Below are 13,588 nucleotides of genomic sequence, written 5' to 3' on the forward strand. Positions count from 1 at the left end.
CCGTTCCCCCCTCTCCGGTTACCCGGAGTGGCCAAGGCGGGCCCTCTCGGCAGGACAAAAGCGACACCCCGCCCCCGCCTCTGCTCCTCCCTGGTTTCGGGCCCCTGCTTTGCGGCCTTGCGGGCGGCTCGAACCCTCCAACACCGGCTCGATCAGGGTGTTTCGGGCCCCGAGAGGGCCGATCCGGGCCGGGATGCGCGCCCGGGAATCACCGGGGTGCTCTCGCGGTGCGCAGGGCGCCCTGCCTCGCCATCACCCTGCGTATTTGCCTAGGTCAGGGAGGGGTAGCGGTTTCGCGGGCGGCCGGCCACGCCGCCTGGGCGACGCGGGCACGGCGAACCCGCCGCCTGCCCCCGCCCCGACCGCCGTGCCCTGCTCTGCCGCACCCGACCGACCGGCCGGTCCTCGCCGCCGCCCTCGCCGCCCGCTTGAAGCCCGGTCCCGTGAGACGCCGCGCCCGGGTGAGGCGCCGGAGCCCGCTCCTGCCTGCGCCGTCGCCGCCCGTCTTGACCTTCGCTCCGCGGGGCGCCGCGCCCGATCGGTCGGCCGGTCCTTTGGGCGCCGCCGGGTGAGGCGGCGACAACGCCGAGATCGACGCCTGGGTCCGGAATGGGCGGCGGGTCAGGAGTCGGTGGCCTCCAGCAGGATCCGGGCCAGTTCCTGTGGGCGGGAGAACATCGGCCAGTGGCCGGTGTGCATCTCCACCAGCCGCCACCGGTCGCTCTTCAGCAGCTCGACCACGTCCGGGTTGGGCACGGCGCCGTCGAGCAGGCACTTGATGTAGGTGGCGGGGAGCTCGGAGAGCGGGCGGTCCAGCACCGCCCGGTCGGTCAGTGAGGCGCCCGGGTGCGGGGTCGCCTCGCGGGCGAACCGGTCGAGCTGCTGGGCGGTGAGCCCCTGGTCGCCGAGCTCGGACACGTCCGGCGGGGGCCAGGCGCCGCCGTTCGCGGCCATCTCCGCCTCCAGCTGCGCTCCCTCCACGGGGAACGGGGAGACGAAGGACTCCCCGTCGGCCGGGACGTTGGAGTCGACGAACACCACCCGGGCCAGCCGGTCGCCGATCCGCTCGGCGGCCTGGCCGACCGGGATCCCGGAGTAGCTGTGCCCGACCAGCACGACGCCGCGCAGGTCGCGCCGCTCTACCTCGGTGACGATGTCCTGGACGTGGGTCTGCGGGCCGACCGGCTCGTCCTGCCGCTCGGCGACGCCGGACAGGGTCAGCGGGTGGGCGCCGTGGCCGGCCGCGCGCAGCTCCGGCACCACCCCGTCCCACGCCCACGCGCCGAGCCAGGCCCCTGCAGTGAGTACGAATTCCGCCATGGCGGCAGGGTAGGGCGCCGGTCCGACAATCCGGCGGGGGCGCACCGGCGGCCGGCTACCCGACGGCCTGCAGGGCGTCGGCGGGGGCGCCCTCGGCGGTGACGCGGCCCGCGGTGAGCAGCAGGCAGTGGTCGGCGCGGCGGGCGGCGCGCGGGTCGTGGGTGGCGTGCACGACGGTGGTGCCCTCCGCACGGACCTCGTCGATCAGGTCGAGGATCGCCTCCTGGGCGGCGGAGTCCAGGCCGGTGGCGGGCTCGTCCAGCAGCAGCAGGTCGGACTCCTGGGCCAGGCCCTGGGCGAGCAGCGCGCGCTGGCGCTGGCCGCCGGAGAGCTCGTCGAGGCGGCGCCCGGCCAGGTGGGCGATGCCGAGCCGGTGCAGGCAGGCGTCGACCACCGAGCGGTCGTTCGCGGTGAGCCGCCGCCACGGGCCGCGGATCGCCCACCGCCCCATCGCGACGGTGTCGCGGACCGTCACCGGGAGCGCGTCGGGCACCGCGCTGCGCTGCAGGACCAGGGCGGGGCGGTGCCGGTGGTCCCGGTGCACCGAGCCGGAGGCGGGGGCGTGCACCCCGGCGAGGACGGCCAGCAGGGTCGACTTCCCGGAGCCGTTCGCGCCGACCAGGGCGGTGGTCCGGCCGGCGGGCAGGGCGGTGTGCACCCCGTCGAGCACCCGGTGCGGGCCGTAGCCGGCGGACACCGAGCTCAGCCGCACGGCGGTGGGCGATGTGTTCACTTTTCCTCCAGTTGACAATGATAATGATTTTCATTGTACTGTGTCCGGCATGGAGTGGTTGATCGCCCCTTTCGAGGTCTCCTTCGTCGCCCGCGCGCTGGTCGGGGGCCTGCTCGTCTCCGGTGTGTGCGCGCTGGCCGGGACCTGGGTGGTGTTGCGCGGCATGGCGTTCCTCGGCGACGCGATGTCGCACGGCATGCTCCCCGGCGTCGCCCTGGCCTCGCTGCTCGGCGGCAGCCTCTTCCTCGGCGCCGCGGCCAGCGCCGTCGCGATGGCGCTCGGGGTGACCGCGCTGACCCGCAGCGGCCGGCTCTCCCGGGACACCGGCATCGGCCTGCTGTTCGTCGGGATGCTCGCCGCCGGGGTGATCATCGTGTCCCACTCCCGGTCGTTCGCGGTCGACCTGACCGGCTTCCTCTTCGGCGACGTGCTCGCCGTCCGCGAGCGCGACCTGCTCGTGCTCGCCGCGGCGCTGGCCGCCGCGGCCGCGATCGCGCTGCTCGGGCACCGGGCCTTCGTCGCCCTGGCCTTCGACCCCCGCAAGGCCGAGACGCTCGGCCTGCGCCCCCGGGCCGCGCACCTGGCCATGCTCGCCCTGGTGACGCTGGCGATCGTCGCGTCCTTCCACGTGGTGGGCACCCTGCTGGTGTTCGGGCTGCTCATCGCCCCGCCCGCGGCGATGTCGCTGTGGGCCCGGCGGATCCCGGTGATCATGCTCGGCGCCGCCCTGCTCGGAGCGGCCTCGGTCGCCGCCGGCCTGCTCGCCTCCTGGCACCTGGGCACCGCCGCCGGCGCCACCATCGCGGCCGTCGCGGTGGCCCTGTTCTTCCTGTCCGCACTGGCCTCGGCGGTGCGCGACCGCGGCCCCGCCCGCCCCCTCCCCGTCCCCGACCACGCCCCCGAGCACGGCAAGGAGCACGAGAGCATCCGATGAGAACCGACAGTGCGACAAGGGCGGCCGCGGCCTTCGCGGCGGCCGGGCTGCTCGCCGCGGGCTGCACCGCGCAGAGCGGGGAGCCCGAGGCGGCGGAGGAGTCCGTCCCGCACGGCTACGTCGAAGGCGCCGAGGAGACCGCGGAGGCGCAGTGGCGCCTGGTCATGGCCGACCCCGGCGGCGGCCTGCACATGCTCGACCCGGCCACCGAGGAGGTCGCGCCGGCCGGCGAGGCCCCCGGCGCCGAGCACGCCGCCACCGACGGCCGGTTCGCCTACATCGGCGGCGACGCCGGCACCGCCGTCTTCGACAGCGGCACCTGGACCGTGGACCACGGCGACCACGTGCACTACTACAAGGCCGAGGCGCGCACCGTCGGCGAGGTCGGCGGAGGCGCCGGGGCCTGGGCCGCCGGCGACACCGCCGTCACCGTGCTGGGCGGCGGCGACCGGCTGCGCGCGCTGGACCGCGCCGCCCTGGAGGACGGGAAGGTCGAGGAGAAGGCGGCGCCCGCCGGCGAGGCCGCCCTCGCCTACGCCGGGCACCTGGTCACCGCCGACCGCTCCGGCGACGTCGCCGTGCTGGACCGGGACGGCGAACCGGCCGGCGCCGGGGTCGGCGAGGACTGCCCCGACCCCCGCGGCCAGGCCGTCACCCGCCGCGGCGCGGTGCTGGGCTGCTCCGACGGCGCCCTGCTGCTCACCGAGGGCGACGGCGAGGATCCCGGGATCGCGGCGGAGAAGATCCCCTACCCGGACGGCGCCGGCGCCGGACCCGCCCGGGGCCTGTACCACCGCCCCGGCGCGCCGGTGCTGGCCGGCCCGGCCGACGGCGGGGTGTGGGTGCTCGACGTCGGCGCCGCCGAGTGGACCCTGCTCGACACCGGCCCCGCCCTCGCGGCGAGCGCCGCGGGCGAGGACATGCCGGTGCTGGTCCTCGGCGAGGACGGCGCGCTGCGCTCCTACGACCCGGCCACCGGCGAGCAGACCGCCGAGACCGAACTGATCGGGGACCCCGGCGGGGACGGGCCGCCGCCCGCCGTCGCCATCGACACCGCCCGCGCCTACGTCAACGACCCGGAGGGCAAGGCCGTGCACGAGATCGACTACAACGACGACCTGCGGACCGCCCGCACCTTCGAACTGGACTTCGCCCCCGCGCTCATGGTCGAGACGGGGTGGTGACCGCGATGGCCTCCGCACCGCGCACCGCGCGCGCTGCCGGGGCGGCCGCGCTGGCCCTGGCGCTGGGCGCCGCGGCGTCCGGCTGCGCCGCGTTCGGCGGCGAGCGCTCCGGCATCGTCGTCACCACCAACATCCTCGGCGACATCACCCGCAACATCGCCGGCGACCAGGCCGAGGTGACGGTGCTGATGAAGCCCAACGCCGACCCGCACTCCTTCGGGATCTCGGCGAAGCAGGCCGCCGCCCTGGAAGAGGCCGAACTGGTCGTCTACAACGGCCTCGGCCTGGAGGAGGGCGTGCTGCGCAGCGTCGAGTCCGCCGAGGAGGCCGGCGTGCCGGTGCTCGCCGCCGGCGAGCACGCCGACCCCCTCGACTACACCGGGGGCGAGACCGCCGGCGAACCCGACCCGCACTTCTGGACCGACCCGGTGCGCACCGGCGACGTGGTCGACGCCATCGCCGAGCAGGTGGTGCGGAACGTGGCCGGCGCCGACCCGGAGCGGGTCCGGGCCAACGCCGAGGAGTACCGGGAGCGGATCGGCGAGGTGCACGCCGAGGCCGAGGAGCGGTTCGCCGGGATCCCCGAGGACCGGCGCCGCCTGGTCACCAACCACCACGTGTTCGGCTATCTCGCCGACCGCTACGGCTTCGAGGTGGTCGGCGCGGTCGTCCCCAGCGGCACCACCCTGGCCTCGCCCAGCGGCTCCGACCTCAAGTCGCTCGCCGACGCGGTCGAGGAGGCCGGGGTGCCCGCGGTCTTCGCCGACTCCTCCCAGCCGGACCGGCTGGCCCGGGTGATGGCGGAGGAGGCCGGCCTGGACATCGAGGTGGTGCCGCTCTACTCGGAGTCCCTCACCGAGGAGGGCGGCGGGGCCGCCACCTACCTGGAGATGACCCGCGCCAACACCGAGGCCATCGCGGACGGCCTCACCGGCTGAGCCGCCCGCGCCCCCGCTCCCCCCGCTCCCCATCCCCTCCGAGAGAACGGAAGCAGCACATGACGCACCACCCGCACCGGACCCGGCGCCGCGCGGCGCTGCCGGCCGCCCTGGCCGCGCTCGGCCTGGCCGCCACCGCCTGCGGCGGCGGGGGCTCCGCCGGGGAGGCCTCCGGGGAGGAGGCCCCCGCCAAGGTGGAGGACCCCATCGTCGCCACCTACGACGGCGGCCTCTACATCATCGACCCCGAGACCCTCGACGTGGTCGAGGACATCGGGCTGGAGGGCTTCAACCGGCTCAACCCGGCCGGCGACGGCCGGCACGTGCTGGTCTCCACCTCGACCGGCTTCCGGGTGCTCGACGCCGCCGGCGCCGAGCTGACCGATGACGAGTTCGAGGCGCCCGAGCCCGGCCACGTGGTGCACCACGCGGGCAGGACCGCGCTGTTCTCCGACGGCGCCGGGGAGGTCACCGTCTTCGACCCCGCCGACCTCGGCGGCGGGCTGCCGGAGGCGGAGAAGTACACCACCGAGCACCCGCACCACGGCGTCGCCCTGGTGCTGGAGAGCGGCGAGATGGTGGTGACCCTGGGCGACGAGGAGGAGCGCCCCGGCATCCAGGTGCTCGACGCCGACCGGGAGGAGACCGCGCGCAGCGAGGAGTGCCCCGGGGTGCACGGCGAGACCACCGCCGAGGGCGAGGCGGTCGTCATCGGCTGCGAGGACGGCGCGCTGGTCTACTCCGGCGGGGAGATCACCAAGATCGACAGCCCCGACGACTACGGCCGGATCGGCAACCAGGCCGGGCACGAGGAGTCCCGCTACGTGCTGGGCGACTACAAGACCGACCCGGACGCGGAGCTGGAGCGCCCCGAGCGGGTCTCGGTCATCGACACCGAGGCCGGCGAGCTGGAACTGGTCGACCTGGAGGCCGGCTACAGCTTCCGGTCGCTGGGCCGCGGCCCGGACGGCGAGGGCCTGGTGCTGGGCACCGACGGCGCGATCCACGTGATCGACCCCGAGTCCGCCGAGGTCACCGACTCCTTCCCGGTCATCGGCGAGTGGAAGGAGCCGCTGGAGTGGCAGGAGGCCCGGCCGACCCTCTACGTCCGCGGCGGCACCGCCTACGTCACCGACCCCGGTGAGAAGAGGCTCTACGCGGTGGACCTCGGATCCGGCGAGGTCCGGGCGGAGACCGAGCTGCCCCAGGCGATCAACGAGATCACCGGCGCCTGACCCGGTCCTGTTCCCCCGGCCCGGCCCGGCCACCCGTGCGGCGGCCGGGCCGTCCGCGCTCCGGGCGGCGGTCGGGGCCCGGCGGCGCGCACCGCCGGGCCCCGACCGCCGTGCGGGAACTCACGCCCGCGACCGGGGGCGCACCTCGCAGGAGGCGGCGGTGCGCAGCCGGGTGCGCAGGGCGGCGGCGAGGAGGGCGAGGCCGGCCAGGGCGAGCAGCGGCTGCAGCGGGGCGAACCAGTTGAGCGCCCCGGAGGCGCCGACGGCGAGCAGGACCAGCTTGTTGCAGACCGGGCAGCCGATCGCGAACCAGGTCAGCACCGTTCCGCCCAGGCCGCGGCGGTCCGGGCGGGTACCGTCCGGAGCGGCGCCGTTCTGCGGGGCGGGCCCGGTGCGCACGTAGGTGGCGAGCAGCAGCCCGGACAGCACGGCGGCCGCCGCCCACACCGGGTACGACCACCAGGTCGGCTCCATCTCCCGGATGAACAGCGTGTTGGGGATCAGCACGGTCGGGATCCCCAGCACCACCAGGGCGGCCGCGGTCCCGCCGGCGGCCACCGCCCACTGCCTCTTCGTCCACTGCCGCATCGCCCTGTGCGCCCCTCGGTACTCGGAGTGCGGCGGCTCACCCGGTGAACGGGCGGCCGCCGCGGAACTTCTATGTAGCATAGAGGAACTTCTATGGTGCATAGAAGAAGTCCGTCGATCCGCCGACCGGAAGGTGTCCGATGCCGCGTCAGAAACCCGCCCAGCGGGACCCCGGCCTGCTCTGGCCGCTGCTGCTCAGCGCCCTGGTGGTGCTGGCCATCGCGGCCGGGATCGCGGTCCAGATGACCGGCGGCGACGAGGAGGAGACGGCGGCCACCGGCACCACCTCCACCGGCAACGCCGACGGCCTGCGGGAACTGGGCGAGACCCTGGCCCGCCGGGACGCCGATGACCCCACCGCGCTCGGCGAGACCGACGCCCCCGTGGTGCTCATCGCCTACTCCGACTACCAGTGCCCGTTCTGCGCCACCTGGGTCAACGAGACCCAGCCCGAACTGGTCGAGCGCTACGTCGACTCCGGCGACCTGCGCATCGAGTGGCGCGAGTTCCCCTACAAGGGCGAGACCTCCCGGATCATGGCGGTCGGCGCCCGCGCCGCCGCCGAGCAGGACGCCTTCTGGGAGTACCACGAGGCCGTCTACGCCGCCCACGAGGACCTCGACGGCATCGCCCCGGACGAGGCCCGGGAGGAACTGGCCGCCATCGCCGCCGACGAGGGCCTGGACGCCGAGCGGTTCACCGCCGACCTGGACGACGAGGAGCTGGCCGCCGCGGTGGAAGCGGACTTCGCCGAGGGCCAGCAGGTCGGGGTGAGCGGAACCCCCGCCTTCCTGATCAACGGCCGCCCCGTCATCGGCGCCCAGCCGCTGGAGGTCTTCACCGACGCCATCGACACCGCCCTCGCCGAGGCGGAGGGCTGACCCGTGGACATCGGCTACCTCGCGGCCCTGCTCGGCGGACTGCTGGCGCTGCTCAGCCCGTGCAGCGCCCTGCTCCTCCCGTCGTTCTTCGCCTACGCCTTCCGCGACCCCTTCGGCCTGCTGGTCCGCACCGCCGTCTTCTACGCCGGGCTGTGCGCCACGCTGATCCCGCTCGGCGCCGGCTCCGCCCTGGTCACCGGGTTCTTCTACGGCAACCGGGAGCTGCTGGTCGCCGTCGCCGGCTGGGCCGTCATCGCCCTGGGCGCCGCGCAGATCCTCGGCCTGGGCGTCTCCATCGGCCCGCTCGCCCGGCTGCAGGGCCGCTTCTCCGGGCGGACCGGCAAACTCCCGGTGTTCGGCCTGGGCGCCGTCTACGGGCTGGCGGGCTTCTGCTCCGGCCCGATCCTCGGCGCGGTGCTCACCGTCGCCGCGACCGGCGGCCCGCTCCGCGGCGGCCTGCTGCTGGCCTGCTACGCCCTGGGCATGGCGCTGCCGCTGTTCTTCCTCGCCCTGCTCTGGGACCGCTTCGACCTGGGCCGCAAGCGCTGGCTGCGCGGCCGCCAGATCACCCTGGGCCGGATGCGGCTGCACACCACCAGCCTGCTCTCCGGGCTGATGTTCATCGGCATCGGCGTGCTGTTCCTGCTCTACGACGGCACCGCAGCACTGCCCGGCACCAGCGGGCTGGAGGACCTCGCCTACCGGATCCAGCAGCCGCTGTCCCACCTCGGCGCCCGCACCGACCTGGTCTTCCTCGGCGCGCTGGCCGTGCTGCTGCTCGGCATCGCCGCCTACCGCGCCCTCCGGCTCCGCCGCGGCGCCGCGGACCGGACCGCCCCGGAGGACGAGGACGCGCCGGAGAACGAGGAAGCGGCGGGCGAGGGGTCCGCACCGGACGGCGAGCCCGCCCGGGACGGGGGAGGGGACCCCCGGTGAACCCGCCGGACGAGCGGGACAGGCGGGCCCCCGCACGGCGGCGGGCCCGCCCCCTCCGCCCGGCGGCCCGCGCCGCCGCGCGCCGCGCCCCCGCCGCCGCGGCGGCGGGGGCCGCCCTGCTGCTCCTCGCCGCCTGCGGCGGGCCGGGCGACCCGGCCGACGCCGAACCCCGGGACGACCCGCCCGCCCCCGCACCGGAGGTGCCGGCCGACCGCGTCCCGCCCACCCTGGCGGCCGAACCCGCCTGGGCGGCCCCGTTCTCCGCCCCGCCCAAGGCCTCCGGCGACGGCTTCGTCGGCCCCGTCATGCCCGAGGAGAGCGGCGGCGACCTGCTCTTCCTCGGCGTCGGACCGGACGGCGCCACCCGCTGGTCGCTCTCCCGGAACCCCAGCTGCACCGCGTTCGCCGCCACCCGGGACGCCGACGGCGGCGACCTGGTGGTGGTGCTGGACAGCGACGCCGACCCCGAGCGCGCCCTGCTCGCCTCCACGACCACCGCCGCCGCCTACCGCCCCGACGACGGCGCCCTGGCGTGGGGCCCGGTCGAGGTCCCCGGCACCCTGGTCGGCCCCGGCCTGGTGTTCGGCGCCCCGACCAAGTCGATCATGAGCACCGACACCGGCCCCAAGACCGCCCTGGACCCCTCCACCGGCGCGGTCGCCGCCGACGAGGAGGACGGCGGCCCCGCGGTCCTCCACGAGCACCAGGGCGCCCTGCTCACCGAGGAGGACGGGGAGCTGCGCGCGGTCGACACCGGCACCGGGGAGGAGCTGTGGAGCACTCGCGGCCTCGAACCGCCGGAGCACGCCCCCGGCACCTCGCCGGCCCCCGGGCCGCGGCCGGAGACCGACGCCGGCGCCGCCACCGTCCTGGAATGGCGCGCCGACGGCGCCGAACCGGCCGCCTACACCGTGCACGACCTGCGCACCGGGAAGCTCCTGGCGGAACTGGGCGGCGGCGCGGAGCCGCGGCTCATCGGCACCCCGGAGGGGCCGGCCGCCGTCACCGGCGCCGACCCCGGTGGCGGCACCGGTGGCGACACCGTCCTGATCGGCCTGGACGCAGGCTCCGAGGACCCGCGGGAACTCTGGCGCCGGGACCGCCCCGACGACACCCCCCGGACGGAGGCGATCACCGGCGGCGTGCTCTACCTCAGCGACGGGAGCACCACCCGCGCCGTGGACATGCGCACCGGCGACGACCTCGGCAAAGGCCCCTGGCCCGCCCCGGTCGCCGCAGCCCCCGACGGCACCGCCCTGCTCCCGGTGCCCTCCGACGGTCCCGGCGACGCCTTCGCCGCCCTCCCGGCCGCCCCATGACCCCCGGGCCCTGCCCCCGCCCGGGACCCCGCAGCAGAGGAGAAGCGGCAGAGGAGACGCAGGTGAGAACGGAACCGGACGCCCGGCCCGGCGCCGCACCGCGCCGAACCCCGCCCGTTCGGCGGCCGGAGCGGAACCGGCCCGGACGGCCCCGCGCGGTCCGTTCGCAGGGCGGTCCCGCGAGGCTTCTAAGGTGAAACCGGAGACAGAGAGGCAACAGGAGGTGGCGAGGGCGATGGAGGACACCGGTCCCGGGCTGGGGCCGCTGGAGGCGTCCGTCCTGGACGTGCTGTGGGACGCCGGGGAGGAGATGAGCGTCCGCCGCGTCGTCGACGCGCTGCCCGGGCGCACCCCCGCCTACACCACCATCTCCACCGTGCTGGAGAACCTGCGCCGCAAGGGCTGGGTGGACCGGCGGCGCACCGGGAGAGTCTGGTTCTACCGCCCGCTGCGCGACCGCGCCTCCTACGCCGCCCGGCGGATGCACGGCGCGCTCACCGACAGCGGCGACTCCCGCGCGGCGCTGCTCCGCTTCGTCGGCGACATGTCGCCCGAGGACGTCGACGTGCTCCGCACCCTCCTCGCCGACGTGCCCAAGGAGGCCGACTCATGACCGCGGTCGCCGTGGCCCTGGCGGCCGCCCTGCTGCTCACCGTCGCCGGACCCGCCCTGCTCGGCCGCGCCGCGCACGCCGGCGGCCTGCGCCCCGGCGCCATGCTCGGGCTGTGGACCCTGGCCACCGCCACCTGGCTGCTCACCTGGGGCGCCATGCTGGCCATGCTGGTCGCCGAGGTGATGGGCCCCGGCATCAAGGGGTTCGTCACCGCCTGCGTCACCCTGATCCAGGCGATGCGCGGCAACGGCGCCGGCACCGCGATCGCGGTGCTGGCCCTGCTCACCGCGGCCGCCCTGGCCCGGTTCGGCTGGGTGGTGCTGCGCCGGAGCCGCGACACCGCCCGGTGGCGCCGCGACCACCACCGCCGGCTCACCGCCCGCGCCCGCCGCCGCACCCTCGCGGGCCGCCCGGTCTGGCTGGTCGACACCGACCGGCCGGACGCCTATTGCGTCCCCGGCCGCGGCGCCGGCGTCGTGGTGACCCGGGGCGCCCTGGACGCGCTCTCCGCCAAGGAGATGCGCGCCGTCCTCGCGCACGAGCAGGCGCATCTGCGCGGCCGGCACCACCTGCTGGTCTCCTGGGCCCGGCTGCTCAACGCCGCGTTCCCCGGCGTCCCGCTGCTGCGCGCCGCCGCCCGCGAGGTCCCGGTGCTGGTCGAGTGGGCCGCCGACGACCACGCCGCCCGCTCGGTGGGCGCCGCCTCCCTGCTGCACGCCCTCGGCGCGATGGCCGTCCCCGCGGAGCGCTCCCCGGAGGCGCTGGCCGCCTCCGGAGCCTGCACCCTGCAGCGCGCCCGCCGGCTGCTGGACCCCTCCCGGGCCGGCGGCGACCTGCGCCGCCGCGCCGTCGCCGCCGGGGCCGCCGCCGTGCTGCTGCTCGCCCCGCCGGCCCTGGCCCTCGGATCGGCCGCGATCACCGTGGCCACCTCCCCGCCCTGCGCCTGCACCCTGTGAGAGAAGAAGAGGACGCCATGGACAGCGACGCCTGGGACGAGCGCTACCGCGCCGCCGAACTGGTCTGGGGCGCCGCCCCCAACCGCTTCGTCGTCGAGCAGACCGAGGACCTGGCCCCCGGCCGGGCGCTGGACGTGGCCGCCGGCGAGGGCCGCAACGCCGTCTGGCTGGCCGAGCAGGGCTGGCGGGTGCGGGCCACCGACTTCTCCCCGGTGGCGGTGGAGCGGGGCCGCCGCCTCGCCGCCGAGCGCGGCGCCGAGGTGGAGTGGGACGTCGCCGACGCCCGCACGGACGCCCCCGAGGCCGGCGGCTACGACCTGGTGCTCCTGGCCTACCTGCACCTGCCCGCCGAGGAGCGGCGCCGCGCCCTGGCCGGCGCGGTGCGCGCGCTCGCCCCCGGCGGCCGGCTGGTCAGCATCGGCCACGACCGGAGCAACATCGAGCACGGCACCGGCGGCCCGCAGGAGCCGTCCATCCTGCACGATGCGGAGGAGATCGCCGCCGACCTGACCGCGGCCGCCCGCGACCAGGGCATCGCCCTGGACATCGGCCGCGCCGGGAGGGTGCTCCGCCCGGTGCGCACCGAGGACGGCGAGGCCGAGGCGATCGACACCCTCGTGGTCGCCGAGCGCCCGGAGGAGCAGGCATGACCGGCGACGCACCCGATCCCGGCGCGGACGGTGGCCCCGAGGCGGCCGAACCCAGCGAGGGGAGCGGCGCCTCCGCAGGCGCCCTCGGCCGCACCGCCGTCCCACCGGCCGCCGGGAGGCCGCCCCGGCCCGGGCGGCGCCTGCCGCGCCCCGGCCGCACCGCCCTGGTCATCGGCGCCGCACTGCTGCTCATCGCCGTCGCCGCCGTGGCCACCGTGCTGGACACCGGCGGAGGCGGAGGAAGGGCGGCGGAGCCGTCCGCCGCGCCCAGCCCGTCGCCGAGCGCCTCGCCCTCCGACGCCCCCGAGGTCGCCGGCCCGCGCCCGCCGGAGATCGTCCCCGAACTGCGCCTGGGCTCCGAGGACGCCCCGGTCAACATGGTCGTCTTCGGCGACTACCGGTGCCCCTACTGCGCCGTGTTCACCGAGGAGCAGCAGCCCCACCTGGTCGAGAAGTACGTGGAGGAGGGGCGGCTGCTCATGGTCTGGCGCGACTACCCCTACAAGGGGGGCGTCTCCGAGGACGCGGCCGTCGCGGCGCGCGCCGCCGGACGCCAGGACGCGTTCTGGGAGTACCACGACGCCCTCTACGCCGACCCCGACGCCTGGACCGGCGCGGAGGGAGCCGACGACGAGGCCTTCACCGCCATCGCCGAGCGGCTGGGCCTGGACACCGAGCGGTTCCGCGCCGACGCGGCCGACCCGGAGCTGCGCGAGGCGGTCGACGCCGACCTGGACTTCTCCCTCTCGCTCGGCGTCCCCGGAACCCCGGCGTTCCTCATCGACGGTGAGGCGTTCTTCGGCGCCCAGCCGGTCGAAGAGTTCGAGAAGCGGATCGAGGAGGCCGAACAGGCCGGCTGACCGGCGACGGCGGAGAGGGGACCGGCCAGTCGGTCAGGCGTAGAGCCCCACAGGGTGAAGGCTCAAACCGGCGGCGACGGCGGATGAAGGGGCGGGGCGCAGGCGGTCGCCCGGGCGTGGCGCCTCGCGGAGTGGGGGTTCAAGCGGGCGGCGAGGGCGGGCGGGGGACCGACCAGTCGGTCGGGTGCGGCGTCTTGCGGAGTGCAGGTTCAGGCGGGCGGCGACGGCAGCGGTAGGGGCGGGGCGAGGGTGGTCGCCCGGGTGCGGCGTCTCGCGGGGCGGGGTTCAAGCGGGCGGCGAGGGCGGGCGGGGGACCGGCTGGTCGGTCGGGTGCGGCGTCTCGCGGAGTGCAGGTTCAGACGGGCGGCGAGGGCGGGCGGGGGACCGGCTGGTCGGTCCGGTGCGGCAGAGCGGGGCGGGAGTGGTCGGGGCGGGCAGAGG

General features: G+C 76.5%; 14 protein-coding genes. 11 read left to right on the forward strand and 3 right to left on the reverse strand.

The genetic code is table 11. The features are described from left to right. Positions 1–621: 621 nt before the first annotated feature. Together D459_RS0129745 and aztA are read right to left on the reverse strand one after the other, a co-directional pair. Positions 622–1,320 carry an alpha/beta fold hydrolase gene (locus D459_RS0129745; RefSeq protein ID WP_026120882.1) on the reverse strand — a complete coding sequence of 233 codons (699 nt, stop codon included), beginning with the start codon at positions 1,318–1,320 and terminating at the stop codon, positions 622–624. 55 nt (positions 1,321–1,375) lie between these two features. Further along, the gene (gene aztA / locus D459_RS0129750; RefSeq protein WP_017596641.1) at positions 1,376–2,032 is read right to left on the reverse strand and encodes a zinc ABC transporter ATP-binding protein AztA; all 657 of its coding nucleotides are present in this window, start codon (positions 2,030–2,032) and stop codon (positions 1,376–1,378) included. Positions 2,033–2,102: 70 nt separating this feature from the next. Here aztA and aztB point away from each other — a divergent pair, with 70 nt between their 5' ends. From aztB to aztD, 4 genes are read left to right on the forward strand one after another with little or no spacing between them, the layout of a single operon-like run. Then, positions 2,103–2,987 (forward strand): zinc ABC transporter permease AztB, encoded by an 885-nt coding sequence (gene aztB, locus D459_RS0129755; protein WP_017596642.1) that lies wholly within the window; start codon positions 2,103–2,105, stop codon positions 2,985–2,987. Further along, entirely contained in the window at positions 2,984–4,171 is a 1,188-nt protein-coding gene (locus D459_RS0129760; protein ID WP_017596643.1) for a hypothetical protein, read from the forward strand. The genes aztB and D459_RS0129760 overlap by 4 nt, the downstream gene beginning before the upstream one ends. Before the next feature lie 5 nt (positions 4,172–4,176). Further along, on the forward strand, positions 4,177–5,109 hold the full coding sequence (aztC, locus tag D459_RS0129765; RefSeq protein WP_051065586.1) for a zinc ABC transporter substrate-binding protein AztC: 933 nt from the start codon (positions 4,177–4,179) through the stop codon (positions 5,107–5,109). 59 nt (positions 5,110–5,168) lie between these two features. Next, the gene (gene aztD, locus D459_RS0129770) at positions 5,169–6,344 is read left to right on the forward strand and encodes a zinc metallochaperone AztD (RefSeq protein ID WP_017596645.1); all 1,176 of its coding nucleotides are present in this window, start codon (positions 5,169–5,171) and stop codon (positions 6,342–6,344) included. Positions 6,345–6,464: 120 nt separating this feature from the next. Here aztD and D459_RS0129775 read toward each other — a convergent pair whose 3' ends face one another. Beyond that, a complete protein-coding gene (locus D459_RS0129775; protein WP_026120883.1) occupies positions 6,465–6,932 on the reverse strand; it encodes a hypothetical protein in 468 nt (155 codons plus the stop codon). A gap of 140 nt (positions 6,933–7,072) precedes the next feature. On the opposite strand from D459_RS0129775, the gene D459_RS0129780 reads away from it, so the two are divergent. The 7 genes from D459_RS0129780 (at position 7,073) to D459_RS0129810 (ending at position 13,147) form a co-directional block, all read left to right on the forward strand. Then, positions 7,073–7,813, forward strand: coding sequence for a DsbA family protein (locus D459_RS0129780; protein ID WP_017596647.1), 741 nt, complete (start codon positions 7,073–7,075; stop codon positions 7,811–7,813). A 3-nt stretch (positions 7,814–7,816) separates the two neighbouring features. Then, positions 7,817–8,749: a cytochrome c biogenesis CcdA family protein gene (locus D459_RS0129785; protein WP_017596648.1), complete on the forward strand. Its 933-nt coding sequence runs from the start codon at positions 7,817–7,819 to the stop codon at positions 8,747–8,749. Next, entirely contained in the window at positions 8,746–10,068 is a 1,323-nt protein-coding gene (locus tag D459_RS0129790; RefSeq protein WP_017596649.1) for a PQQ-binding-like beta-propeller repeat protein, read from the forward strand. The genes D459_RS0129785 and D459_RS0129790 overlap by 4 nt, the downstream gene beginning before the upstream one ends. 235 nt (positions 10,069–10,303) lie before the next feature. Beyond that, positions 10,304–10,681 carry a BlaI/MecI/CopY family transcriptional regulator gene (locus D459_RS0129795; RefSeq protein WP_017596650.1) on the forward strand — a complete coding sequence of 126 codons (378 nt, stop codon included), beginning with the start codon at positions 10,304–10,306 and terminating at the stop codon, positions 10,679–10,681. After that, positions 10,678–11,637, forward strand: a complete 960-nt coding sequence (locus tag D459_RS0129800; RefSeq protein ID WP_017596651.1) for a M56 family metallopeptidase — start codon at positions 10,678–10,680, stop codon at positions 11,635–11,637. The genes D459_RS0129795 and D459_RS0129800 overlap by 4 nt, the downstream gene beginning before the upstream one ends. Before the next feature lie 17 nt (positions 11,638–11,654). Further along, positions 11,655–12,287 carry a class I SAM-dependent methyltransferase gene (locus D459_RS0129805; RefSeq protein ID WP_017596652.1) on the forward strand — a complete coding sequence of 211 codons (633 nt, stop codon included), beginning with the start codon at positions 11,655–11,657 and terminating at the stop codon, positions 12,285–12,287. Continuing rightward, complete coding sequence (locus tag D459_RS0129810; RefSeq protein WP_017596653.1) at positions 12,284–13,147, forward strand: DsbA family protein; 864 nt, start codon at positions 12,284–12,286, stop codon at positions 13,145–13,147. Before D459_RS0129805 ends, D459_RS0129810 begins: the two co-directional genes overlap by 4 nt. The last annotated feature ends 441 nt before the right edge of the window (positions 13,148–13,588 follow it).

The sequence above is a fragment of the Nocardiopsis potens DSM 45234 genome, from assembly GCF_000341105.1.
GTDB classification, from domain to species: Bacteria; Actinomycetota; Actinomycetes; order Streptosporangiales; family Streptosporangiaceae; genus Nocardiopsis_A; species Nocardiopsis_A potens.

Coding starts and splice junctions, on each gene's coding strand:
- D459_RS0129745 (WP_026120882.1), bottom strand. CDS start 1,320: ATGGCGGAATTCGTACTCACTGCAGGGGCCTGGCTCGGCGCGTGGGCG.
- aztB (WP_017596642.1), top strand. CDS start 2,103: ATGGAGTGGTTGATCGCCCCTTTCGAGGTCTCCTTCGTCGCCCGCGCG.
- D459_RS0129760 (WP_017596643.1), top strand. CDS start 2,984: ATGAGAACCGACAGTGCGACAAGGGCGGCCGCGGCCTTCGCGGCGGCC.
- aztC (WP_051065586.1), top strand. CDS start 4,177: ATGGCCTCCGCACCGCGCACCGCGCGCGCTGCCGGGGCGGCCGCGCTG.
- aztD (WP_017596645.1), top strand. CDS start 5,169: ATGACGCACCACCCGCACCGGACCCGGCGCCGCGCGGCGCTGCCGGCC.
- D459_RS0129775 (WP_026120883.1), bottom strand. CDS start 6,932: ATGCGGCAGTGGACGAAGAGGCAGTGGGCGGTGGCCGCCGGCGGGACC.
- D459_RS0129780 (WP_017596647.1), top strand. CDS start 7,073: ATGCCGCGTCAGAAACCCGCCCAGCGGGACCCCGGCCTGCTCTGGCCG.
- D459_RS0129795 (WP_017596650.1), top strand. CDS start 10,304: ATGGAGGACACCGGTCCCGGGCTGGGGCCGCTGGAGGCGTCCGTCCTG.
- D459_RS0129800 (WP_017596651.1), top strand. CDS start 10,678: ATGACCGCGGTCGCCGTGGCCCTGGCGGCCGCCCTGCTGCTCACCGTC.
- D459_RS0129805 (WP_017596652.1), top strand. CDS start 11,655: ATGGACAGCGACGCCTGGGACGAGCGCTACCGCGCCGCCGAACTGGTC.
- D459_RS0129810 (WP_017596653.1), top strand. CDS start 12,284: ATGACCGGCGACGCACCCGATCCCGGCGCGGACGGTGGCCCCGAGGCG.